Origin of the sequence: Streptomyces sp. NRRL WC-3742, from assembly GCF_000720635.1 — a bacterium.
In the GTDB taxonomy this organism is placed as follows: Bacteria; Actinomycetota; Actinomycetes; order Streptomycetales; family Streptomycetaceae; genus Kitasatospora.
On the sequence record NZ_JOCF01000096.1, the window covers coordinates 1 to 22,408 of the forward strand.

At 73.8% G+C, this 22,408-nt stretch carries 25 protein-coding genes and 2 pseudogenes; 13 read left to right on the forward strand and 14 right to left on the reverse strand.

Annotated features, from left to right (window positions below; translation table 11 throughout):
* Positions 1-95: 95 nt before the first annotated feature.
* The 5 genes from IH61_RS0136220 to IH61_RS0136240 all read right to left on the reverse strand — a co-directional run bounded on the left by IH61_RS0136220 (position 96) and on the right by IH61_RS0136240 (position 5,114).
* The gene (locus IH61_RS0136220) at positions 96-887 is read right to left on the reverse strand and encodes a GNAT family N-acetyltransferase (protein ID WP_031077919.1); all 792 of its coding nucleotides are present in this window, start codon (positions 885-887) and stop codon (positions 96-98) included.
* Positions 888-995: 108 nt separating this feature from the next.
* Positions 996-2,090 carry a WD40/YVTN/BNR-like repeat-containing protein gene (locus IH61_RS0136225; RefSeq protein WP_031077921.1) on the reverse strand — a complete coding sequence of 365 codons (1,095 nt, stop codon included), beginning with the start codon at positions 2,088-2,090 and terminating at the stop codon, positions 996-998.
* A 164-nt stretch (positions 2,091-2,254) separates the two neighbouring features.
* Complete coding sequence (locus IH61_RS0136230) at positions 2,255-3,697, reverse strand: dihydrolipoyl dehydrogenase family protein (protein WP_031077923.1); 1,443 nt, start codon at positions 3,695-3,697, stop codon at positions 2,255-2,257.
* Positions 3,698-3,853: 156 nt separating this feature from the next.
* Positions 3,854-4,600, reverse strand: coding sequence for an alpha/beta fold hydrolase (locus IH61_RS0136235; protein WP_031077926.1), 747 nt, complete (start codon positions 4,598-4,600; stop codon positions 3,854-3,856).
* A 121-nt stretch (positions 4,601-4,721) separates the two neighbouring features.
* Positions 4,722-5,114, reverse strand: a complete 393-nt coding sequence (locus IH61_RS0136240) for a thioredoxin family protein (protein WP_031077927.1) — start codon at positions 5,112-5,114, stop codon at positions 4,722-4,724.
* A gap of 161 nt (positions 5,115-5,275) precedes the next feature.
* On the opposite strand from IH61_RS0136240, the gene IH61_RS0136245 reads away from it, so the two are divergent.
* Genes IH61_RS0136245 through IH61_RS49830 form a run of 3 tightly spaced genes read left to right on the forward strand, consistent with a single transcriptional unit; the run spans position 5,276 to position 7,191 of the window.
* Positions 5,276-5,899, forward strand: a complete 624-nt coding sequence (locus tag IH61_RS0136245; RefSeq protein ID WP_051838628.1) for a hypothetical protein — start codon at positions 5,276-5,278, stop codon at positions 5,897-5,899.
* A 39-nt stretch (positions 5,900-5,938) separates the two neighbouring features.
* The gene (locus IH61_RS0136250) at positions 5,939-6,511 is read left to right on the forward strand and encodes a sigma-70 family RNA polymerase sigma factor (RefSeq protein WP_078911662.1); all 573 of its coding nucleotides are present in this window, start codon (positions 5,939-5,941) and stop codon (positions 6,509-6,511) included.
* On the forward strand, positions 6,508-7,191 hold the full coding sequence (locus IH61_RS49830) for a zf-HC2 domain-containing protein (protein ID WP_031077934.1): 684 nt from the start codon (positions 6,508-6,510) through the stop codon (positions 7,189-7,191). The genes IH61_RS0136250 and IH61_RS49830 overlap by 4 nt, the downstream gene beginning before the upstream one ends.
* 22 nt (positions 7,192-7,213) lie before the next feature.
* On the opposite strand, the gene IH61_RS43555 is transcribed toward IH61_RS49830, so the two are convergent.
* The gene (locus tag IH61_RS43555) at positions 7,214-7,915 is read right to left on the reverse strand and encodes a hypothetical protein (RefSeq protein WP_051838629.1); all 702 of its coding nucleotides are present in this window, start codon (positions 7,913-7,915) and stop codon (positions 7,214-7,216) included.
* Complete coding sequence (locus IH61_RS0136265) at positions 7,912-8,535, reverse strand: hypothetical protein (RefSeq protein WP_031077938.1); 624 nt, start codon at positions 8,533-8,535, stop codon at positions 7,912-7,914. The genes IH61_RS43555 and IH61_RS0136265 overlap by 4 nt, the downstream gene beginning before the upstream one ends.
* A 135-nt stretch (positions 8,536-8,670) precedes the next feature.
* Between IH61_RS0136265 and IH61_RS0136270 the strand changes: the two genes are divergently transcribed.
* Entirely contained in the window at positions 8,671-8,940 is a 270-nt protein-coding gene (locus IH61_RS0136270; protein ID WP_031077940.1) for a DUF1876 domain-containing protein, read from the forward strand.
* A gap of 75 nt (positions 8,941-9,015) precedes the next feature.
* Here IH61_RS0136270 and IH61_RS0136275 read toward each other — a convergent pair whose 3' ends face one another.
* From IH61_RS0136275 to IH61_RS0136285, 3 genes are all read right to left on the reverse strand, one after another.
* Positions 9,016-9,456, reverse strand: coding sequence for a PPOX class F420-dependent oxidoreductase (locus IH61_RS0136275; protein WP_063763344.1), 441 nt, complete (start codon positions 9,454-9,456; stop codon positions 9,016-9,018).
* A 171-nt stretch (positions 9,457-9,627) separates the two neighbouring features.
* Complete coding sequence (locus IH61_RS0136280) at positions 9,628-11,160, reverse strand: MFS transporter (RefSeq protein ID WP_031077944.1); 1,533 nt, start codon at positions 11,158-11,160, stop codon at positions 9,628-9,630.
* A 185-nt stretch (positions 11,161-11,345) separates the two neighbouring features.
* Positions 11,346-12,026 (reverse strand): TetR/AcrR family transcriptional regulator, encoded by a 681-nt coding sequence (locus tag IH61_RS0136285; protein ID WP_051838630.1) that lies wholly within the window; start codon positions 12,024-12,026, stop codon positions 11,346-11,348.
* Between the two features lie 217 nt (positions 12,027-12,243).
* On the opposite strand from IH61_RS0136285, the gene IH61_RS0136290 reads away from it, so the two are divergent.
* Positions 12,244-12,825, forward strand: a complete 582-nt coding sequence (locus IH61_RS0136290; protein ID WP_031077948.1) for a Uma2 family endonuclease — start codon at positions 12,244-12,246, stop codon at positions 12,823-12,825.
* Between the two features lie 104 nt (positions 12,826-12,929).
* The gene (locus tag IH61_RS0136295) at positions 12,930-13,718 is read left to right on the forward strand and encodes a VOC family protein (protein ID WP_234327488.1); all 789 of its coding nucleotides are present in this window, start codon (positions 12,930-12,932) and stop codon (positions 13,716-13,718) included.
* Positions 13,719-13,812: 94 nt separating this feature from the next.
* Here IH61_RS0136295 and IH61_RS42045 read toward each other — a convergent pair whose 3' ends face one another.
* The gene (locus IH61_RS42045) at positions 13,813-14,262 is read right to left on the reverse strand and encodes a hemerythrin domain-containing protein (protein ID WP_051838631.1); all 450 of its coding nucleotides are present in this window, start codon (positions 14,260-14,262) and stop codon (positions 13,813-13,815) included.
* A gap of 113 nt (positions 14,263-14,375) precedes the next feature.
* A complete protein-coding gene (locus tag IH61_RS0136305) occupies positions 14,376-14,966 on the reverse strand; it encodes a TIGR03086 family metal-binding protein (RefSeq protein ID WP_031077954.1) in 591 nt (196 codons plus the stop codon).
* Between the two features lie 200 nt (positions 14,967-15,166).
* Here IH61_RS0136305 and IH61_RS0136310 point away from each other — a divergent pair, with 200 nt between their 5' ends.
* The gene (locus IH61_RS0136310; RefSeq protein ID WP_037973827.1) at positions 15,167-15,691 is read left to right on the forward strand and encodes a DoxX family protein; all 525 of its coding nucleotides are present in this window, start codon (positions 15,167-15,169) and stop codon (positions 15,689-15,691) included.
* 125 nt (positions 15,692-15,816) lie between these two features.
* Here the strand turns inward: IH61_RS0136310 and IH61_RS0136315 are convergent, their stop codons facing one another.
* A complete protein-coding gene (locus IH61_RS0136315; protein WP_031077958.1) occupies positions 15,817-16,596 on the reverse strand; it encodes a PP2C family protein-serine/threonine phosphatase in 780 nt (259 codons plus the stop codon).
* A gap of 145 nt (positions 16,597-16,741) precedes the next feature.
* On the opposite strand from IH61_RS0136315, the gene IH61_RS0136320 reads away from it, so the two are divergent.
* On the forward strand, positions 16,742-17,866 hold the full coding sequence (locus IH61_RS0136320) for an LLM class flavin-dependent oxidoreductase (RefSeq protein ID WP_031077960.1): 1,125 nt from the start codon (positions 16,742-16,744) through the stop codon (positions 17,864-17,866).
* A complete protein-coding gene (locus IH61_RS0136325) occupies positions 17,863-18,510 on the forward strand; it encodes an FMN reductase (RefSeq protein WP_031077962.1) in 648 nt (215 codons plus the stop codon). The genes IH61_RS0136320 and IH61_RS0136325 overlap by 4 nt, the downstream gene beginning before the upstream one ends.
* Before the next feature lie 33 nt (positions 18,511-18,543).
* Here the strand turns inward: IH61_RS0136325 and IH61_RS0136330 are convergent, their stop codons facing one another.
* Positions 18,544-18,819, reverse strand: coding sequence for a winged helix-turn-helix transcriptional regulator (locus IH61_RS0136330; protein ID WP_078911663.1), 276 nt, complete (start codon positions 18,817-18,819; stop codon positions 18,544-18,546).
* On the opposite strand from IH61_RS0136330, the pseudogene IH61_RS0136335 reads away from it, so the two are divergent.
* From IH61_RS0136335 to IH61_RS46515, 4 genes and pseudogenes are all read left to right on the forward strand, one after another.
* A pseudogene (locus IH61_RS0136335) lies at positions 18,820-19,986 on the forward strand (MFS transporter); the annotation flags it as partial.
* A gap of 144 nt (positions 19,987-20,130) precedes the next feature.
* Positions 20,131-21,138 carry a Dyp-type peroxidase gene (locus tag IH61_RS0136340; RefSeq protein WP_031077967.1) on the forward strand — a complete coding sequence of 336 codons (1,008 nt, stop codon included), beginning with the start codon at positions 20,131-20,133 and terminating at the stop codon, positions 21,136-21,138.
* The gene (locus IH61_RS0136345; protein ID WP_031077970.1) at positions 21,135-21,932 is read left to right on the forward strand and encodes a family 1 encapsulin nanocompartment shell protein; all 798 of its coding nucleotides are present in this window, start codon (positions 21,135-21,137) and stop codon (positions 21,930-21,932) included. The genes IH61_RS0136340 and IH61_RS0136345 overlap by 4 nt, the downstream gene beginning before the upstream one ends.
* 353 nt (positions 21,933-22,285) lie before the next feature.
* Positions 22,286-22,408, forward strand: a pseudogene (locus IH61_RS46515) (electron transfer flavoprotein subunit beta); the annotation flags it as partial.

A 22,408-nucleotide genomic window follows, 5' to 3' on the forward strand; every position in this document is an offset into this window, starting at 1 on the left:
CCGTGTCACCCACAGACTGCCCTCCCCAGAGCTCCCGCATCCCATGCCTGATCGTAGCGGTCGGCTCAGAACTCCCACCCCTTGGAATCGATCATCTAGTCGGCGTCCGGGACGAGCACCGTCAGCGAGGTCTGGACCAGGTCGAAGCCCAGTGACTCGTAGAGCCTGCGGGCCGGGTTGCCCTCCGACACCACCAGCGTCAGGTGCTCGCCGCCGCGTGCGGCGAGGTCGGCGACGGCCAGGCGCAGCAGGTCCCCGCCGAGGCCCCGGTAGCCGCGCCCGGGGTCGCGGAAGACTTCGGCGACCCACGGGCGGCCGTCGCGGTCGGTGAGCGTCAGTCCCGCGATCACGCGGTCCTCGGCGTCCACCGCGAGGAGGCCGGAGGGCAGCACCGGGCCGATCACCTTTCCGGCGAGCAGCGGGCCCAGCCGCTCGGCCACGGCCCGGGCGTCGTCACCGGGGAAGTGGTCCACGTGTCCGGGGGCGAAGGCGGCCCGCCAGGCGGGCAGCAGCTCCTCGGGCGCGCGGTCGTTGGGCACCGCCCGTACGCCCTCGCGCAGCGGGGCCCCGGCCCAGTCGGCCGGCGGGGGATCGGCGCGCAGGTCGCGCCGCATGGTGTGGGCGTGGCGCAGGACGGTCGCGCCCTGGGCCGCCAGCTCCCGCCCCAGCTCGGGGGCGCCGGAGACCACCCAGCCGGGCAGCTCGGCCCGGATGAACGCCGCCGCGGCCGCCGGGCTGTTCACCCGACTGTTCGCCGGGCCGCCCGCCGGGCCGTCCAGCACCTCCAGCAGGTCCGCCCAGGGCCTGCCCTCCCGTACGCCCGGGAGGTAGCTCAGCGCCGGCACGCCCTCGCCGTCGCGCCTGATCACCCTGTCCGGCTCCGCCATGGCCCACCCCTGTCCTGTCGAGATCCGCGCCTACGAGATCGTTCGTCGGCGGCTCATGCTCATCACGGACGGGCGTTCGGGGCAAGCGGTTTTCGACCGCCCGGCCCGTCAGGCCACCACCGCCGCCCGCACGCAGAGCACGTCCGGCAGGTGGGACTTGAGCAGCCGCCAGCTCTCGCCCTCGTCGCGGCTGCCGTACACCTCGCCCGTGCGGTTGCCGAAGTAGATCCCGGCCGGGTCGGCGTCGTCGGTGCGCAGCGCGTCGCGCAGCACGATGCCGTAGTGGTCCTCGCCGGGCAGCCCCTGGGCGAGCGGCTCCCAGCTGGTGCCGCCGTCGCTGGTGCGGAAGATCCGGCAGCGGCGGCCGGGCGGGATGCGGTCGCCCGAGCCGCCGAGCGGGAAGAGGTACGCGGTGTCGCCCCGGCGCGGGTGCGCGGCGACGGCGAAGCCGAACTCGGCGGGCAGTCCGTCCACGATGGAGCGCCAACTGGCCCCCCAGTCGTCGCTGCGGTAGACGCCGCCGTGGTTCTGCAGGTAGAGCCGGTCGGGGTGGGCCGGGTCCGGGGCGATCTTGTGCACGCACTGCCCGAACTCGGGGTACTGCCGCTCCTCGGGGAAGAACTCGGCGCGCAGGCCCTTGTTGGACGGCTCCCAGCTGTCGCCGCCGTCCTTGCTGCGGTAGACGCCGCCGCTGGAGACGGCGACCAGCAGCCGCTGCGGGTCGCGCGGGTCGGTCAGGATCGTGTGCAGCCCCTGGCCGCCGTAGCCGGCGCCCCACTCGGTGCGCTGGGGGTGGTTCCACAGCGAGTCGACGAGGGCGAAGCTCTCCCCGCCGTCCGTGGAGCGGAACAGCGCGGCGGGCTCGGTGCCCGCGTAGACGACGCCGGGCGCCTCCGGCCCGGCGGGCTGCAGCTGCCAGACCCGGGTGAGCGAGGCGCCCGTCGACTCGGGGAAGCGCACGGCCGGGCTGGCGGGCTCCTGCCAGCTCCGACCGAGGTCGTCGGAGCGCCAGACCGACGGCCCCCAGTGGCTGCTGTCGGCGCCGACCAGCAGCCGGGTGCGGCCGTCGCGGCGGTCGACGGAGACGGAGTAGATCGCGTTCATCGGGAAGTGCGGGCCGGTGAACTCCCAGTCCAGCCGGTCGCCGCTGCGGCCGAGGAAGAGGCCCTTCTCGGTTCCGACTGCCAACAGCACCTCGGTCATGCCTGACACCACCTGATCGCGCGTGGACGGCCCCGACCGTCCTGGACGGCCCCCGACCGCCAGTGTCCCGCCGTCGACCCCCGGTCACATCTCGCCGCGCCGATCACCCGGCCGGGTCGTTTACCCCCGAGCACCCCGAGCACCCCGAGCACCCCCGAGGGGGACTACCCCCGGCAGCCCTCGAGCAGCCGCAGCCACACCTCGCTGATCGTCGGGTACGCGGGCACCGCGTGCCAGAGCCGGTCGATCGGCACCTCGCCGACCACCGCGACGGTCGCCGAGTGCAGCAGCTCCGCGACCCCGGGGCCGACCAGGCAGGCGCCGACGATCACCTCGCGGTCCTGGTCGAAGACCGCCCGGGCCCGGCCCCGGTAGCCGTCCGCGTACAGCGAGGCCCCGGCGACGGCGCCGATCTCGTGGTCCACCGCCCGCACCCGCAGCCCGGCCCGCTGGGCGGCCTCCAGGGTCAGCCCGACGGCGGCGACCTCGGGCCGGGTGAACACCACCTGCGGCGCGCCCGCGAGGTCCGCGGACGCGGCGTGCGCGCCCCAGCGCGCGGTGTCCAGCGCGCGCCCCTCGGCGCGCGCGGCGATGGCCGCCCCGGTGATCCGGGCCTGGTACTTGCCCTGGTGGGTCAGCAGCGCCCGGTGGTTGACGTCCCCGGCCGCGTACAGCCACCCGCCGTCCACCCCGAGCACCGTGCAGCTGTCGTCCACCGCGAGCCAGTCGCCCGGCCGCAGGCCCACCTGCTCCAGCCCGATGTCGGCCGTGCGCGGCGCCCGGCCCGTCGCGTACAGCACCTCGTCGGCCACGAGCCGCTCCCCGTCACCGAGGACGAGGGTCACCGGCCCGGAACCGTCCGCCCGCTCCAGCGCGGAGACCTCGACGCCGAAGCGCAGGTCCACCCCGGCCTCCCGCAGCCCCTCCGCGACCAGCTCGCCCGCGAACGGCTCCATCCGCGGCAGCAGCCCCTCGCCGCGCACCAGCAGCGTCACCCGCGAGCCCAGCGCCTGCCAGGCGGCGGCCATCTCCACGCCCACCACCCCGCCGCCGACCACCGCCAGGCGCCCGGGCACGGCGGGGGAGCCGGTGGCCTCCCGGTTGGTCCACGGGTGCGCCTCCGCCAGGCCCGGCACCCCGGAGGGCAGCACCGGACGGCTGCCGGTGCACACGGCGACGGCGTGCCGGGCGGTCAGCACCCGCTCCGAGCCGTCCTCCGTCTCCACCGCGACGGTGCGCACGCCCGAGAGCCGGCCGTGGCCGCGCACCAGCTCGATGCCGGTGTCACGCAGCCACTCCACCTGGCCGTCGTCCTTCCAGTGCGAGGTGAAGGAGTCCCGCCGGGCCAGCACCGCGGCCGCGTCCAGCTTCCGTTCGCCCACCGCCTCCCGGCTGCCCGCCACCGCGCGGGCGTCGTCCAGCGCCGCCGCCGGGCGCAGCAGCGCCTTGCTGGGCATGCAGGCCCAGTACGAGCACTCGCCGCCGACGAGTTCGGCCTCCACGATCACCGTGCGCAGCCCTGCGGCCGCCGTCCGGTCGGCTACGTTCTCGCCGGTCGGCCCGGCCCCCAGGACGATGACGTCGTACTCCTCGGCGCTGCTGGTCATGGCCCGGTCCTCCGTGTTCGTCGATGCCCGCTCGATGCCCCCGGCCGCTGTGTGCGGACACTGTCACCGGGGGCGGCGTGGCGACCATCCTTGCCCGCCCGGGCCCGTTCGCGCAGCCGAACACGCGCAACCGGGCCCGGTGGGACCAGGGCCTGTTCACTCCGGGGACAGGGCGGCCAACTCGGCCAGCACCGCCGCCGTGTCGGCCGGGCGGGAGAACATCGGCCAGTGCCCGGTGGGCAGTTCGCGCATCTCCCAGTTCGGCCCGTCCATCCCGGCGAACCACGGGTGGCCCGAGGCGATCAGCGCCCGCACCTGCTCCAGCGGGATGGCGCAGCAGACCAGCCCGTGCGCCAGCGCGTCCCGCGCGCCCGTCACCCGCAGCGCGTCCTCGGCCGCCGCGAGCGGCTGCGGCGTGGCGCGCTCCCGGAAGCCGGCGAGGGCCGCCTCGTCGAGGCCGTCCAGCATGGCGCCGTTCGACGCCAGCAGGTCCTCCCACGGCGGCAGCGGCAGACGACCGCCGACCGCCGCGTCCTCCGCGCGGGCCCGGAACTCGGGCGGCCACATGGCGTAGACGGAACCCCCGTCGGGGATCGGCCCGGCGTCCAGGTAGACCAGGCGGCGGATGCGCTCGGGCATCCGGTCGGCCAGCCCGCCCACGGGCGCGCAGGCACCGCTGTGGCCGACCAGCACCACGTCCCACAGGTCCTCGCGGACCAGCAGCTCGACCAGGTCGGCGATCTGGGCCTCCAGACCGAACTCGCCCACCTCACCAGCCCGTTCGGCGCAGCCGGGCAGACTCACCGGGTACACCGCGTGTCCGGCGGCGCGCAGCGGCGCGACCACCCCGTCCCACGCCCAGGCGCCGAGCCAGAAACCGGGGACCAGTACGAACGTGCTCACGGCGGATCACTCCCGTCGTCGATCGGGGGTCGCTGTCGCCACCGACTCTAGGACGCGCGCGAGGGCCCGGGGAGCACACCACGCTCCCCGGGCCCTCGCGGCACCGTCACACCTGGGCCCGTCACACCTGGGTCTCCGTCTCCACCTTCTCCTCGGCGACCTTGCGCTTCACCTCGGCCATGTCCAGCCCGCGGGCCTGGCCGATCAGGTCCTCGAACACCGCCTCCGGCAGCGCACCGGCCTGGGAGAAGACGAGGACGCCCTCGCGGATGATCGCCAGCGTCGGGATCGACTGGATGCCGAACGCGGCGGCCAGCTCCTGCTGCGCCTCCGTGTCCACCTTGGTGAACACCAGGTCCGGGTGGCGCTCGGCGGCCTTCTCGTACACCGGCGCGAACTGGCGGCACGGGCCGCACCACCCCGCCCAGAAGTCGATGAAGACGAAGTCCTTGCCCTCCGGGCCCGGAACGATCTCGTCGAAGTTCTCCTTGGTCAGTTCGACCGTGCTGCTCATCTCTCGATTCCTTCCCTTCCGGAGGGGCGGCGGTTCAGGCCATGTGCCCGGGACAACGGCCGCCCGTGCCGGGGTATTCCGCACGCGGTTGAGCACCCGGGCGCCGCCGCACGTACGGAAGGGCGTCCACCTCCGTCCCCACCGATCGCGGGAGACGTCCCATGCGCACCACACCCCGCACCCGCCGGGTCGCCGTGCTGGCAGCCTCCGGCGCGGCCGCGGCCGCACTGATCGCAGGCTGCGGCTCGTCCGGCGGCTCGTACAGCAAGCCCGCGCCGCCCTCGACACCGAGCGCCCCGGCCAGCCCGCCGAGCGCCCCGGCCACCCCGTCGGGCGCGACCCTGCAGACCACGAACGACCCCAAGCTCGGCACGATCGTCACCGACAGCGCCGGCTTCACGCTCTACCGCTTCGACCAGGACCGGAGCCAGCCGTCCATGTCCAACTGCAACGGCGGCTGCGCCGTGATCTGGCCGGCCGAGCACGACACCGGCAACGTCACCGTCAAGGGCATCGACTCCAAGCTCGTCGGCAGCGTCACCCGCGCCGACGGCACCAAGCAGGTCACCCTCAACGGTTGGCCGGTCTACCGGTACGCGCCGGACTCCAAGCCCGGCGACACCAAGGGCCAGGGCGTCGCGGGCACCTGGTTCGCGCTGACGCCCACCGGCGACAAGGCGGGCGCCACGACCAACCCCATGCCGACCAACCCCATGCCCGCCAACCCCACACCGACCAAGCCCATGCCCGCGAACCCCACCCCGCCGCCGACCAGTGGCTACTGACCGCGACGGCGGCGGCCCGTCCTCGACGGAGGCCCACAGGTGCGCCACGATGAAACGGTGACCGAGGAGTACCCCGCCGACGGCACCGCCGCACACGGCGCGGGGCCGCCGGACGAGGAGCTGATGCGCGCCCTGTACCACGAGCACGCCGGCCCGCTGTTCGGCTTCGTGCTCCACCTGGTCGCCGGTGACCGCCAACGGGCGGAGGACGTCGTCCAGGAGACCCTGGTCCGCGCCTGGCGCAACCTCCACCACCTGGATCCGAAGGCCGGCTCGCTGCGCCCCTGGCTGGTCACCGTCGCCCGCCGGATCGTCATCGACGGCCACCGCGGCGCCCTCGCCCGCCCCCGCGAGGTCGGCGACGCCCCGCTGGAACTGCTGCCCGCCGAGGACGAACTCGAACGCGCCCTGCGGATGATGACCATCACCGACGCGCTCGGCGACCTCACGCCCGCCCACCGCGAGATCATCGTCGAGACCTACCTCAAGGGCCGCACCGCCGCCGAGGCCGCCACCGAACTCGGCATCCCGGCCGGGACCGTCCGGTCCCGGGTGTTCTACGCGCTGCGCGCGCTGCGGCTCGCGCTGGAGGAACGGGGAGTGACATCGTGACCGACCACGTCGACGCCGGTGCGTACGTCCTCGGCCTGCTGGAGCCCGCCGAGCGCGCCGCCTTCGAGCACCACCTCGCCACCTGCCCGCACTGCGCCCGCCAGGTGCGCGAACTCTCCCCCGTCGAGCCGCTGCTGGCCGAGTACGCGGCCTCCGCCCGGGCCTCCGGCCTGGACCCGGCCGACCCCGCCCCCCTCCCCGGCGGGCACCTGCTCGACCGCCTCGTCGCCGAGACCACCGCCGTCCGCCGCCGCGGCCGCGTACGGCGCCTGGCCCTCGCCCTGGCCGCCACCGCGATGCTGGTCGCGGGCCCCGCCGTCACCGCCGCCGTGATCACCGCCGACTCCGGCCCCGCCGCCGTCGCCCTCGCCGACAGCTTCACCGCCACCGACCCGACCACCGGGGCCCACGCCACCGTCGGCCTCGGCCCCACCACCTGGGGCAGCCGCGTCACCCTCCAACTCGCCGGTGTCCAGGGCCCGTTGACCTGCACCCTCGTCGCCGTCCCCACCACCGGCCAACCCCAGCCCGTCACCACCTGGACCGTCCCCCCGGGCGGCTACCCGACCCTGCGCACCGACGGCGGCACGGGCCTCCAACCCGCCCAGATCGACCACTTCGAAGTCCGCGTCCAGCCCACCGGCACCGTCCTCGTCACCATCCCGACCCACCACAGCTGACGGCCACGCCCCGTCCTGACGGCTACGCCCCGTACACGGTCAGCCGCCCCACCCGGGCCGCGCCGCCCTCCACCGGCCAGTGCGGATTCGGCCCGCCCTCCTTCGCCCGGTGCTGCCGCCGCCACAGCCCCTCCCAGCCGCCGTCACCCGCCCGCCCCGTCGCCCGGAACGGGTGCGACTCCCCGCACGGGCACCCCGCCAGCACCCGCGCGCACGCCCGGCACAGCCCGATGCCCCCGTGCGCGTTCGGCACCGGCACCGCCGGCCCCTCCTCCCCGCACGCCGGGCAGCCCGGCAGCTCCGCGCCGTCCAGCAGCGCGTTCTGCCGCCGCACGTACGCGGGCAGGTTCAACGGCGGGTGCAGGAACGGGTCGCAGCGCCAGGCCGCGTCCGGCGATTCCCGCGGAGGCACTCGCCACCACGGCGTCACCGAAGGCCGCCGCCGCCCGGCCCGCTTCTCCGCCCGCCGCTGCGAGTCGTACTCCCCGGCCCGAGCCAGCCACAGCACCCGCGCCTCGTGCAGCTCCTCCACCGCCCGCCCCAGCGCCGCCGGGTCGGCCTCCAGCCGCCGGGGCATCGCGGCGCTGACGGTGAGGTGGTGGTACGTCGCCCGCAGCCCGTACGGGGCGAACTCCGTCAGGCAGGTCCGCAGCGCACTGTGCCGCCGGTACAGCGGAAGCCCGGCGTCGTGCACCCGGGCCCGGTGGGTCAGGAAGCTGGTCACGCGCCCGGCTCCGGGGCGAGCGCCCGGGTGAGGGCGGCGGTGAGGGCCTCGGCGTGCCCGGGGACCTGGCGCCGCGCCCAACTCCCGGCCAGGCGGACGAAGTCGCGCAGGTCCTGCTCGGCCCCGGCGACCAGGCGGCGCAGCTCGTCGACGGGCAGCTCGATGACCGGGCCGCCCTCGACGGAGGCGTCCGGGGTCAGTCGGACGATCGGGCCGACCCTCTCGGCCCTGGCGTCCGGGTCGTGGCCGAACCAGCCCTCGCCGGGCCCGTCCGTCACGTCCAGCCACTCGTGGCGGTCCTCCAGGCCGGTGCAGCAGCCGGGGTCGAAGACGGTGCCGGTGGCGGTGTCGGTCACCCGGAACCCGCCGGGGGCGAGCAGGTACGACCCGGCGCTCAGCCCGTGCAGGAAGTCGCCCAGCGGGTCCTGCGGGCGCGGGCCGCCGCCCTCCTCGGGATCGCCGCCGTTGTCGTCGGCGAGCTGCCACACCGCCGTGGCGACGTCCAGAGGCCCGGTGCGGCCGTCCAGCACCAGGAGGCCGTACGACCGGCCGGTGTCCGTGGGCCAGAGCGCGAAGTCCGCGGGGGAGCCGACCTCCAGCACGGGCTGCATCCGCATCATGCGGCGATGATGCCGGACGGCCCCGCCCGGCCGCCACGGGATTCGGGGCCGGGGCGCCGGCCTGGTGTTCACCCTGGGCGCGGCGCACTCTGGAGGGGTAACCGATTGAGGGGTAACCGATGGAGGTGATCCGCCATGCAGACTCTGGTCGGTTGGCACATCGAGATGGAGTTCCGCGAGGAGGGCGCACGCACGACCGCCGCCGCCCTGCTCAGGCTCGGCGACGGGACCGAGATGCGGGCGCACGGCTACAGCAGCCGGCACCCGTCCGACCCGGAGCAGCTGCGGGTGGGCGAGGAGATCGCCGGCGCCAGGGCGCTCAACGACCTCGCCTCGCAGCTGCTCACCAAGGCCCACGGCGAGATCCAGGAGGTCAGCCCCGTTCCGACCCACCCGCTGTCCTGAGCTCCGCGCTCCGTCCGGTCGGCTGACCTGCTCGGTCGACCCGGTCAGCTCGGTCGACCTGCTCGGTCGACCCGGTCAGTTGGGGCAGTACGTCTCCGGCGGCAGCCACTCCGGCCCGACGAGCCGCTGTTCCAGCTCGTTGAGGGTGATCCGGATGCCGACCGTCCCGGCCAGCCCGAGCCGCATCCGGCTGCGGGCGAGCCGGAACAGTGCCGTCAGGCCGTACTTGTTGATCAGCGAGGTGCGGTAGCGGGCGGTGTCGTCCTCGTCGCAGAGCCGGGCGTGGGCCGGGAGGCGGCGGCCGGTGGGGCGGCCGTGGGCGTCGCAGGGGCCGATCAGGACGCGGGGGTGGCGGCGGATGCGGTCGGCCTCGCCGGAGTGGGCGGGCGCCCACAGGCCCAGCGCGGTGCCGTCGGCCACCACCCACAGCTGGGAGTCGAGCCGGCTGCCGTCGTCACCGAAGGTGGTCAGCAGCAGGTACCTGCTGTCGGCGAGCTGGTCCGTTCGATGGTGCACGACGACCTCCCTCGGGCATCGCGACGGGTGGTTCCCATTCTCACCGAGAGGGGCCGCCGCATCGAGAGCGGAAGGCGCCAATGCGGGCGGCCCGCCCGGTGCCCACGTGTTCGTGGACACCGGACGGGCCGCGTTCGCACCCGAGTGAGCCCCGAGGGGCCGTCCGAGGGGTCAGTGCGCCAGCACCGGCACGTCGTTGTGCTCGGCGGTCTCCGCACCGGAGACCGCGCCCCTGCTCGCGCCGGGCCGGCCGGCGTTGATCAGGGTGAAGGCGATCAGGGAGGCGGTGACCAGGATGCCGAAGGACACCCAGATCGCGGTCGTGAAGCCGTGCACCATGCCCTGGAGCTGCAGCGCCTTGGCCGCGGCCTCGGCACCGGCGGCCGTGACGTGGTGCGAGGTCAGCCAGGTGGTGGTGGCGCTGGCCGCGATGGTGTTGAGCAGCGCGGTGCCGATGGCGCCGCCGACCTGCTGCGAGGTGTTGACCATCGCCGAGGCGACGCCCGCGTCGCGCGGCTGGACGCCGTGCGTGGCCAGGCTCATCGCCGGCATGAAGGCCGTACCCATGCCGAGGCCCATCAGGACGAGGCCGGGCAGGATCAGCGCCGGGTACGAGGTGTCGGTGCCGATGTGGGTCAGCAGGAACATGCCGGCCGAGGCAGTCAGGAAGCCGGGCGCCATCAGGTAGCGCGCCGGGACCCGGGTCATCAGCCGGGCGCCGATCTGCGTGGAGCCGGTGATCATGCCCGCCACCATCGGCAGGAAGGCCACACCGGTCAGGACCGGGCTGTAACCGCGCACGACCTGCAGGTAGTAGGTCAGGAACAGGAACAGGCCGAACATGCCGATCACGGCCAGGCCCAGCGACAGGTACACCCCGCCGCGGTTGCGGTCCAGCACCACGCGCAGCGGCAGCAGCGGGGCCTTGACCCGGCTCTCCACCAGCACGAAGGCACCGAGCAGCGCGACGGCCGCCGCGAACAGGCCCAGCGTGCCGCCGGCCAGCCAGCCGTCGGACTCGGCGCGGGTGAACCCGTACACGAGGGAGACCAGGCCCGTGGTCACCAGCACGACGCCGGGGACGTCCAGCCTGTTGCGGTTGCGGCCCTCGGCGGGCTCGCGGATCACCAGGACGGCGCCGGCGGCGGCGACGATGGCGAAGGGGATGTTGACGAAGAAGGTCCAGCGCCAGTTCATGTACTCGGTCAGCAGGCCACCGAGGATCAGACCTATCGCGCCGCCACCGCCGGCGATGGCGCCGTAGATGCCGAACGCCTTGGCGCGCTCCTTCGCCTCGGTGAAGGTCACCGCGAGCAGCGACAGCGCGGCCGGGGCGAGCAGCGCGCCGAAGACGCCCTGCAGCGCGCGGGAGCCGAGCAGCATCGCGGTGTTGGCCGCGGCGCCGCCGAGGGCGGAGGCGAGGGCGAAGCCGGTCAGGCCCACCACGAAGGTCCGCTTGCGGCCCCACAGGTCGGCGATGCGGCCGCCGAACAGCAGCAGGCCGCCGAAGGCCAGCGCGTAGGCGGTGATCACCCACTGGCGGTTGCCGTCCGAGATGCCCAGGTCGCGCTGGGCGGAGGGCAGGGCGATGTTCACGATGGTCGCGTCGAGCACGACCATCAGCTGGGCGAGGCCGATGAAGATCAGCGCCTTCCAGCGCCTCGGATCGGCTGACGTCGCCGCGAGGGCGTCGGTCTTGGGCATGGGGGTACTCACTTCACGGTGCGTGGTGCGTGCGAGAACGGCGGTGCGCCGTACGGATACCGGGCGTGCCGGAACGTGGCCTCGGCGCGTCGGTGCGCCCGGCCGGTCGGGTCGTTGCGTCGTTACGTGGTCAGTGCCGCGTCAGTACTGCGTCAGTGCTGGGTCAGTTCTGGATCAGTGCTGGGTCAGTGCTTGGACTGGAAGTCCTCGAAGGTCGCCGCCCGGCCGGGCAGCGTCGAGCGGGCGGGCGCGCGCATGCCGTCCAGGAACAGCTGCAGGTGCCGGGGGACGAACTCGTCGAGCAGCCCGCAACTGGTGCCCGGCAGCGGCCGGGTCAGCTGGCTGATCGCGATGAACAGGTCTCCGTGGTCGACGTCCGGCCGCAGTTCGCCCGCGTCCCGGGCGCGGTCCATCAGCCCGCACACGGCGGCCCTCAGGCGCTCCCGGATCTCGACCAACTCCGGGTCGTTCGGGTCGACATGGCCGGTGAAGAGCGCGCACAGCCCGCCGACCTTCTCGGCCACGGCCCCGTGCACGAACCGCTGCAGGGCCTCGAACGGACCGCCCCCGCCGGGGGCCGAAGCCTCCGCCGTGGCCGTCTCGGCGAGCGCCAGGATACGGTTCTTGACGAGCAGCGCCACCTCGCGGATCAGCGCCGCCCGGTCCGGAAAGTTCCGGTACAGCGTGGCATTGCCGACCCCCGCCCGCTTCGCGATCTCGTCCAGCGGCGCATCCGCACCGTCCTCGACGAACACGTCCCGGGCCGCCAGCACGATCCGCTCCCTGTTCCGGCTCGCATCCGCACGCAGCTTCGGCGTACGCACACTCCCCGCAACACGGGCCGATCCGGCGGCGACGGTGGTCACGACGACTCCTCCAACATACCGGGGAACTTCTCCCCGCTTCTGCCAACGTACTCACAAACGGGGAATCTGTCCCCGGAATTTCCCCCACTCCTGTGACCTGCATCACATCAAGATGGAGGGTCCGGGTTCGCTATGGTCGAAACCAGATGACCCCCGTGACCTCTCGCCGATGCGCTCGTTCGCACGGGGGAGAGTTTCAGGCGAAGGAGCGAAGCCGATGACCGCGATCTCCGACCGCCCGCAGATCCCGCTCGAAGAGTTCGAGGATCTCGCTCGCTATGTGACCCGGAACCTTGAAGGCGTCCGGCCGGAGTTCATCAACGGGAGTTTGGGGGCCAAGCCGGTGCCGGACGGCGATCACGGCCGCATCATCGAGTGGCTGATGCGGATCTGCATTCAGGCTCGTCCCGAGCTGTGGGTCTACGACCAGGGCCTGAGGGTTCAGACGTACCGCACAGGGCACGCGCGTCCGGACGGCGTGCTGGCGCCCAGTGGCCACTTCGAAGGCCAGGGGGAGTGGGCGGATGCGGGTGGCGTCCTGATGGTCGTGGAGGTCACCTCCTACGATTCCGACACCGACCGCCGCGACCGTGTCGAGAAGCCCCGCGCCTACTCCGAGACCGGGATCCCCGTCTATCTGCTGATCGACCGGGACTCCGCCGAGGTCGTCGTCCACAGCGATCCTGCTGGAGTCCGTTACGAGACCGTCCGGACGCTTCCGTTCGGCAAGACCGTCCATCTCCCCGACCCGGTCGGCATCCCGCTCGACACCGAGCCGCTGAAGAGCTGGGTGCGCTGAGGTCGGCCTGCCTTCCCCGGGGCCGTACGGGTGGGCGCCTAGGGTGGGGGCGTCCCGGGCGGCCGGAGGGCCGTGGGGTGGCCGGGTGGGCGAGGAGGTTCGCGATGGTCGGCGGTGAGATGGCTGCCCGGGTCCGTTGTGTGGCGGCGGTGCCCTGCTGGGTGAGCCTGATGACCCGGGACCTGGAGGGGGCGGAGGAGTTCTACGGGCCGCTGCTGGGCTGGGAGTTCGAGCGGGGCCCGGACCGCCTCGGGCCGTACGTGCACGCGGTGACCAACGGCGAGGCCGTGGCCGGGCTGGGGACGGCGGAGAGCGGGGCGATCCCGTACTCGTGGACCTGCTACTTCGGTACGGAGAGCGCCGACGCCGCCGCCGACGCGGTGCGCGAGCGCGGCGCCACCCTCGCCGTGGGGCCGCTGGGCTTCGACGCCGGGCGGGTCGCCTACGCCGCGGACCCGGCCGGTGCGGCGTTCGGCATCTGGGAGGGCCCGCTCGGGCGCGCCCGCAGGCTCGACCTGCCCGGCGCCCCGGTCTGGATCGAGCTGCGCACCCCGGACCCGTTCGCGGCGGCCCTGTTCTACGGCGAGGTGTTCCGCTGGGACGGCCGCGACCCGGAGCGCTTCGACGTCCGCTGGGAGCACGACCGGGTGGTGCTGCGCGCCGAGGGCCACAGCGTCGCGGCGCTGGCCAAGGAGGAGTCGCAGGCCCCGAGCGGCCTGCCGCCGCACTGGGAGGTGTCCTTCGCCGTCCCGGACGCCGACCGGGCGCTCGCCCAGGCCGTGGAGCTGGGCGGCGCGGCGTTCGGCCCGGCCTTCGACTCCCCGTACGGGCGGGTCGCGCGCCTGCGGGACCGCGAGGGCGGTCGCTTCGCGGTGATCAGCGCCAAGAGTTGAAGCGCTGGGAGTTGAAGCGCCGAGCGTTGAAGCGCGGAGCGTTGAAGCGCCGGGAGTGAAGCGCTGAGAGGTGAAGCGCGAAGAACCGAGGTGACTAGCCCAGCTCCGCCCGCGCCTGCCGCAGCCGGTCGCCGAGCGCCGCCCGGGCGGTCGCCGGGAGGGCCTTGCGGGCCGCGGGGAAGAGCGCCTTCTCCTCGTCGGCCAGGTGCCGTCGCAGGGTGTCGGCGAGGCCGCGCAGGAGGGTGGCGAAGGCGGGGTCGTCGGGCTGCACGCCCTGGAGGTCGGAGAGGTACTGCCCGATCGCCAGGTGGTCGTGGATGCTGCTGAACACCAGCGCCCCGCCGTCGGGGACGTCGTGCTGCACCACCGGGAACAGGTGCTCCTCCTCGGCCGCGCAGTGGGTGAAGAGCAGGTCGGTGAGCCGCGTCAGCAGGTCGCCGCGCTCGGCGGAGCCCCCGGGCGCCGCCTCGATGCGTTCCAGCAGCCCGAGGAGCTCCCGGTGGTCGGCGGCGAACTCGCCGAGGATGTCCGGCTTGCGGCTCATGGCGCTCCCGCCTTTCGCGCGGTCCCCACTGGTTCATCGGGGGCCGCCGACGACCGGTGGCCTCCGTACTGTCCAGTATCCGGCGCCGCGCGCCCGTACACCCGGGGGACGGATCAGCCGCCGTCGCGCCGCCCCGCGACGGCGAGGAGCCGGGTCTGCGCGGGGGCGTCGGCCGGGACGGGCACCGGCGGGTCGAAGAGGCCGCTGCCCGACAGGTCGCCGTAGCCGGCCATCTGCTCCAGCGCGAAGTCGACGAGGCTCTCCGGGAGCCGGGTGAGGTGGCCGATGCCCTCCGCGAGGTCCCAGCTGTGGATGACGAGGTCGGTGGTGAGCTGGTCCAGGTAGTAGCGCCCGGAGACGTCCCCGAAGGAGAGGTGGACGGTCAGGTCGGCGGCGCCGGGAACGGCGAAGGCGCGCTCGGCGGCGGTGGCGGCGTCCGTCCAGGCGGCGACCGGGTCCTCGCCGAGGACGTCGCCGTCGAAGCGCCCGCCGACCTCGGCGATGGTGGAGCCCATCAGCAGCTCGGGCACCCACAGCTGCTCGCCGGTGAGGTGGTTGACGAGGTCGCGAACGGACCAGTCGGCGCACGGGGTGGGGGAGTCCCACTGTTCGGGGGTGACCAGCCGCACGCGCTCGCCGAAGGCGGCCAGCGCCTCGGTGTAGGGGGCGGCCGTCGCGTCCGGGTCCTGCCGGTGTCGGGTCATGCCTCCACCCTGCCCCGCCCCTGGCGCGGGCCGCTACTCGCCCGGGAGTCCAAGGAGTCCAAGGAGCCCCAGGAGCTTCAGGGCCGTCAGTTGTTCCAATTTGAACTTCAAGGTACGGTCGGGGAGCGGCCGGTTCAAATTTGAACAATCCGCGAACCCCCCTGTTTGACGACCGACGACCCCGATCGATGGAGACGCGCATGCCGAGCAGCAGCCCGCGCACGACCGCCCCCACCTCCCCGCACGCCTACGACGCCGGACTCCTCCTCCTGCGCCTCGTCCTCGGCCTGACCATGGCCGCCCACGGCAGCCAGAAGCTGTTCGGCTGGTTCGGCGGCGGCGGGATCGACGGCACCGGCCAGTTCTTCACCATGAGCGGCTACCCGGCGGGCAACACGATGGCCGTGGTCGCGGGCCTCACCGAGACCTTCGGGGGCCTCGCCCTCGCCGTGGGCCTGCTGACCCCGCTGGCCGGCGCCGCGATCGTCGGCACCATGGTCAACGCGATCGCCGTCACCTGGGGCGGCGGCTTCTTCGCCCCCAAGGGTGGCGAGTACGAGTACCTGCTGACGGCCGGCGCCGCCGCCCTCGCCCTGACCGGCCCCGGCCGCTACGCCGTGGACCGCTTCCTGCCCGTGGTGCGCGCGCACCGGCTGGCGTACGGCGTGGCCGCGGTGCTGGTGGGCCTGGCGACGGCCGGGGTCATCCTGCTGCTGCGCAAGTAACCCCTCCGGGTGTACGGCCGGGCGACTACAGACGTAGTGGCACTACTGCAGTAGTGCCACTACGGAAGTAGTTCCACCGTGGGAGTGGTGCCGACGGACACGTCGGCACCACTCCCACGGCCGTTTCAGGCCCCGATCCGCACCAGCGCCAGCGTGATGTTGTCCGGCCCGCCCGCCTCGATCGCCGCCCGCCACAGCTCGAACGCCGCCTTCCCGTCGGAGCGGTCGCCCGCGTCCGCCCGGTCGGCGCCCTCGGGCGGCCGGGCGAGCAGGGCGGCGAGCTCCTCCTCCGGCACCGGGTCCGTCAGGCCGTCGCTGCACACCAGGTACCGGTCCCCGGGTGCCAGGGGCTCGGCGCGCACGTGCGGTTCGACGAAGGTGAGCCCGAGTGAGCCGCCGAGGGTCTGGGTGACCATCGAGGTGGTGCGCCGTCCGGGCGGCAGCGGCGGGCTGTCGTCCACGCTGACCCGGCGCAGCCCGTCCGCCGTGACGCGGTAGACCCGGCTGTCGCCGACGTTGAAGGCGAGCACCTGCTCGGGCAGCAGCACCAGCCCGGCGACAGTGGTGCCCATCGCGGCCAGTTCCGGCTCCTCGGCGGCGGCCGCGTAGACGGCCCGGTTGCACTCCTGGAGCTCGGCCCGGACGGCCTCCTCCCCGTCGAGCCCGCCGCCCGCCGCCGCGAGCCGCCGGGCGACCAGCGCGCTGGCGACCTCGCCCCCGGGGTGGCCGCCGAGCCCGTCCGCGACCGCGACCACGCAGGGCGGGCCGAGCGGGAAGAGAAGGGTCTGCGGGTTGTTGGTCACGGTGGAGCAGAGCGTCCACGGGCCGACCGTCAGGCTGTCCTCGTTGTGCTCGCGCACCAGGCCCTCGTGGCTCAGCGCGCTCACCGCGATGTACGCCGCCATCGCTCCGCCGTCCTTCCCGGGCCGGGTCGGTCCTCCTCCCATTGTCGGCGGGGGGAATACAAGCCGCCGCCCGGATGCTAGGGTGGTTGAAAGTTGAACGAACCAGGGCGAGGGCCCCGGCCAGACCAGGAGTGTGGTGAGCACCATGCAGTTCGGAATCTTCACCGTCGGCGACGTCACCCAGGACCCGACCACCGGCCGCACCCCGAGCGAGCACGAGCGGATCAAGGCGATGGTGGCCATCGCGCGCAAGGCCGAGGAGGTCGGCCTGGACGTCTTCGCGACCGGCGAGCACCACAACCCGCCGTTCGTCCCGTCCTCGCCGACGACCATGCTCGGCTACGTCGCCGCGCAGACCGACCGCATCATCCTCTCCACCTCGACCACGCTGATCACCACCAACGACCCGGTGAAGATCGCCGAGGACTTCGCGATGCTCCAGCACCTCGCCGAGGGCCGGGTCGACGTCATGATGGGCCGCGGCAACACCGGCCCGGTCTACCCGTGGTTCGGCAAGGACATCCGCCAGGGCATCCCGCTCGCGATCGAGAACTACGCGCTGCTGCACCAGCTGTGGCGCGAGGACGTGGTGGACTGGCAGGGCCGCTTCCGCACCCCGCTGCAGTCCTTCACCTCCACCCCGCGCCCGCTGGACGGCGTGCCGCCGTTCGTCTGGCACGGCTCGATCCGCAGCCCCGAGATCGCCGAACAGGCCGCCTACTACGGCGACGGCTTCTTCGCGAACAACATCTTCTGGCCCAAGGAGCACTTCCAGAAGCTGATCGAGCTCTACCGCGAGCGCTACGCCCACTACGGCCACGGCACCCCCGAGCAGGCGGTCGTCGGCCTCGGCGGGCAGGTGTTCATGCGGAAGAACTCGCAGGACGCGGTGCGCGAGTTCCGTCCGTACTTCGACAACGCGCCGGTGTACGGGCACGGGCCCTCGCTGGAGGAGTTCACCGAGCAGACCCCGCTGACCGTGGGCAGCCCGCAGGAGGTCATCGAGAAGACGCTGGCCTTCCGCGAGACCTTCGGCGACTACCAGCGCCAGCTGTTCCTGATGGACCACGCGGGCCTGCCGCTGAAGACGGTCCTGGAGCAGCTGGACCTGCTCGGCGAGGAGGTCGTGCCGGTGCTGCGCGAGGAGTTCGCGAAGAACCGCCCGGCGCAGGTGCCGGACGGGCCCACCCACGCCGCGCTGGTCGCGGCCCGCGACGAGAAGACCGGCAGCGAGTCGAGCCACGAGGAGAAGGTGGAGGCGGCCAAGTGACCACGTACGAGCCGTACAAGCCGTACAAGCTGGCGGTGGTGAGCGCCGGCCTGAGCAAGCCGTCCTCGACGCGTCTGCTCGCCGACCGGCTCGCCGAGTCGACGGTGCGCCAACTCTCCCCGCACGGGCGGGAGGTGGAGGCCACGGTGATCGAACTGCGGGACCTCGCCGTGGAGATCGCCAACAACCTCGTCACCGGCTTCCCCGGCGCCGCCCTGCGCGAGGCCGTCGGGGCGGTCACGGAGGCGGACGCGCTGATCGCGGTGACGCCGATCTTCACCGCCTCGTACAGCGGCCTGTTCAAGTCGTTCTTCGACGTGATCGACCACGACGCGCTGGCCGGCAAGCCGGTGCTGATCGCGGCCACCGGCGGCACGCCCCGGCACTCGCTCGCGCTGGAGCACGCCGTCCGCCCGATGTTCGCCTACCTGCGCGCGGTGGTGCTGCCGACCGCCGTCTACGCGGCCACCGACGACTGGGGCGCCACGGGCGACGGGCTCTCCGAGGACCTGCCGCGCCGGATCGACCGGGCGGCGGGGGACCTGACGGCGCTGCTGGCCGGCCGCACCCCGGCGGCCCCGGCGGTGGCCCTGCCCGAACAGGTGGTGCCGTTCGCCGAGCAGCTGGCCGCGCTCAGGGTCTGACCCGAAGTCTGATCCGGAGGGCTGGAGGCCGACTCACATCGCGGCCGTCCGGGCGTCGTACGCCGCCCGGGCGGCCGCGATCTCGCGTTGGTGCGTCTCCGTCCAGGTGACCAGCGACTGGATGGTGGCGTGCAGCGTGCGCCCGAGCGGCGTCAGCGCGTAGTCCACCCGGGGCGGCACCACCGGGTGGACGGTCCGCTCGACCATGCCGTCCCGCTCCAGCTGGCGCAGGGTGACGGTGAGCATCCGCTGGCTGACCCCGTCGATCGCCCGGCGCAGCTCGGTGAAGCGCAGCGACCGCCGGTCCAGTTCCTGCTCTGGCTGACGGTCTTCGTGCTCTTCTCCGGCCTCGGCGGGCTGGCCACCGACGGCTGGGTGCTGGTCCTGGCCCGGTTCGTGACGGGCCTGTCGGCGGCCTTCATGACCCCGGCCGGGCTGTCGATCATCACCACCACCTTCGCCGAGGGCCCGGCGCGCAACCGGGCGCTGCTGGTCTACGCCGGGACCTCCGCCGCGGGCTTCTCGCTGGGCCTGGTGGTCGGCGGACTGCTGACGGCGGTCAGCTGGCGGTGGGTGTTCTTCGCCCCGGTGCTGCTCGCGGCCGCCCTGCTGGCCGCGGCCGTCCCGCTGATCCCGCGCGAGGAGGCCCCCGCGCGGGAGCGCGGCGGGCGCTTCGACCTGGCCGGGGCCGTGACCGCGACCGGCGCCATGCTGCTGCTGGTGTACGGCGTGGTCCACACCGGCGAGCCGGGTGCGGCGCCCGCCCCGACCGCCGCCGTCCTGGCCGGCGGGCTGGCGCTGCTGGCGGTCTTCGCGGTGGTCGAACGGCGCTCGGCCTCGCCGCTGGTGCGCCTGGGCATCCTGCGCTCCGGGCCGCTGGTGCGCGCCAACCTGGGGGCGATGCTGTTCGCCGGCTCCTTCTTCGGCTTCCAGTTCGTCGCCACCCTCTACCTCCAGGACCTGCGCGGCTGGTCCCCGCTCCAGACGGGCCTGGCGCTGCTCGCGGTCGGCGCGGACGCGGTGCTGGCGCCGACCCTCACCCCGAAGCTGGTCGAGCGCTTCGGCAACGTCCGGGTGATCCTCGGGGGCTTCCTGCTGGCCGCCGTCTCCTACGGGCTCTTCCTGCCGGTGGGCGCCGACTGGACGTACCCGATGATGTTCCCGACGATGCTGCTCACCGGGCTCGCCTTCGCGCTCGCGTACGGGCCGCTGACCATCGCGGGGACCGATGGCATAGCGGAGGAGGAGCAGGGGCTGGCGGGCGGGCTGCTCAACACCGCCTTCCAGTTCGGCGCGGCGCTGGGCCTGTCGGCGGTGACGACGGTGAACGCCTCCGCGCTCGGCTCGGGGGCGAGCGCCCTGGAGGGCTTCCGGGCGGCGCTGGTGGTGCCGGTGGCCTCGGCGGTGCTGGGAGCGGTGGTGACCGCCACGGGACTGAGGCGGACGGCACTGGGGCGAACGGGCCGAAGCGCCTGACGGCTCACCCGAACGGCCCTGCCGGGGAAGGCCCCGGCAGGGCCGTTCGCCCCCCGTGTCGGCCCCCGTGTCGGCCGCTGTGTCGGCCGCTGTGTCGGCCGCGCCGAATTGTCCGCTGTGCGGTGTAGCGGTGTAATCGTGCCCATGCCCGAACCGCAGGCCGTCCTCTCCCCGCTCACCGGCGCGGCCGTCTTCCTCGTCCTCACCATCGACCCCGGCGGCGAACAGGCCGTCCGTGAGCTGCTCCCCGACCTCGCCGGGCTGCGCCGCGCCATCGGCTTCCGCGCCCCCGAGGGCGGCCTCACCTGCGTCACCGGCATCGGCTCGGACGCCTGGGACCGGCTCTTCGCAGGCCCCCGGCCCGCGGGCCTGCACCCCTTCCGGGAGGTGGCCGGCACCCGCCACCGCGCCCCGGCCACCCCGGGCGACCTGCTGTTGCACCTGCGCGCCGAGCGGATGGACCTCTGCTTCGAGCTGGCCGCCCGCATCACCGACCGCCTCGCGGGCGCCGCCACCGTCGTCGACTCCGTCCAGGGCTTCAAGTACTTCGACGACCGCGACCTGCTCGGCTTCGTCGACGGCACCGAGAACCCCGAGGGCGCCGACGCCGTGCGCGCCGCCGTGGTGGGGGAGGAGGACGCGGGCTTCGCGGGCGGCAGCTACGTCATCGTGCAGAAGTACCTGCACGACCTCGCCAAGTGGAACGGCATCGGCGTCGACGAGCAGGAGCGCGCGGTCGGGCGCACCAAGCTCGACGACATCGAGTTCGACGACGACGCCAAGCCCGCCGACGCGCACGTCGCGCTGACCTCGCTGAGCGGACCGGACGGGGAGGCCCGGGAGATCGTCCGCTTCAACATGCCCTTCGGCTCCTTCGGGCACGGCGGCGAGTACGGCACCTACTTCATCGGCTACGCCGCCGACCCCGCGGTGACCGAGGAGATGCTGACCAACATGTTCGTCGGCCGCCCGCCCGGCACCACGGACCGGCTGCTCGACTTCTCCACCGCCGTCACCGGCTCCCTGTTCTTCGTCCCGACCGCCGACCTCCTCGACGCCCCGCCGGCCGCCCCCGCAGCCCCTACGGCGCAAGCCGCCGGGGACGGCTCACTCGGCATCGGCAGCCTCAAGCAGACAGGACCGCGCCCGTGAACAACCTGCACCGCGAACTCGCCCCCGTCTCCGCCGCCGCCTGGGAGGAGATCGAGGAGGAGGCCCGCCAGACGTTCCGGCTGCACATCGCCGGCCGCCGGGTCGTCGACCTGCGCGGCCCCGAGGGCGCCACCCTCGCCGCCGTCGGCACCGGCCACCTCAGCGACATCGAGGCGCCGGTCGACGGCGTCCGGGCCCGGGCCCGGGTCTCCCGGCCGGTGGTCGAACTGCGGGTGCCCTTCACCGTCTCCCGCGCGGCCGTCGACGACGTCGAACGCGGCTCCCGGGACTCCGACTGGCAGCCCGTCAAGGACGCCGCCCGCACCCTCGCCTCCGCCGAGGACCGCGCCGTCTTCGAGGGGTACGCCGCCGCCTCCATCGAGGGCATCCGGTCCGCCGCCGCCAACCCGCCGGTGCAGCTGCCGGGGGACGTGCGCGAGTACCCCGAGGCCGTCAGCCGCGCCCTGACGGCGCTGCGCCTGGCCGGTGTCGGCGGCCCGTACTCGCTGCTGCTCGGCGCGGCGGCCTTCACCGCCGTCAACGAGACCAGCGACCACGGCTACCCCGTCCACAACCACCTGGCCCGGCTGCTGGACGGCGACATCATCTGGGCCCCCGCCGTCGAGGGCGCCTTCCTGCTCTCCGCCCGGGGCGGCGACTTCGAGCTCTTCCTCGGCCAGGACGTCTCGCTCGGCTACCTCTCCCATGACACCGACTCCGTGCGGCTGTACCTGCAGGAGTCCCTCACGTTCCGCGTGTACACGGGAGAGGCGGCCGTCGCGCTCCTCGGATAGGGGGTCCTACGGCCAGATGATCCACCCGGTGTCCTTGCGGCTCATGTGTCTCCCCCCTCCCGATGACGGCCGACGGCGGCGCGGCGGCGACGCCACCGGCGTTTCTAGCAGAGCCGCGGGGGTGGGCGACAGAGCGGCTTTCACCTTGGCGTGAAAGCTTTGTCCGTGCACGATGCACCCTTGACGGCGGGAAGGGTACTGAGTTCCTTTACGGGGGGTACTGAGTGCCGTATCCTCTCGATGGGGCCTCTGACGCCAGTCGACGAGAGCCCAGGGCTGGCACTCAGTACCCTGGTCTCGACGTGAGGCCGAGGATCAGTGCACCCGCGCACCCGGGACAGGAGAGACCGCTCATGAGCTTGAGGATCGTCGTCTGCGTGAAGTACGTGCCGGACGCGACGGGTGACCGTCGTTTCTCGGACGATCACACCACCGACCGGGAGGGCGTGGACGGCCTCCTGTCGGAGCTGGACGAG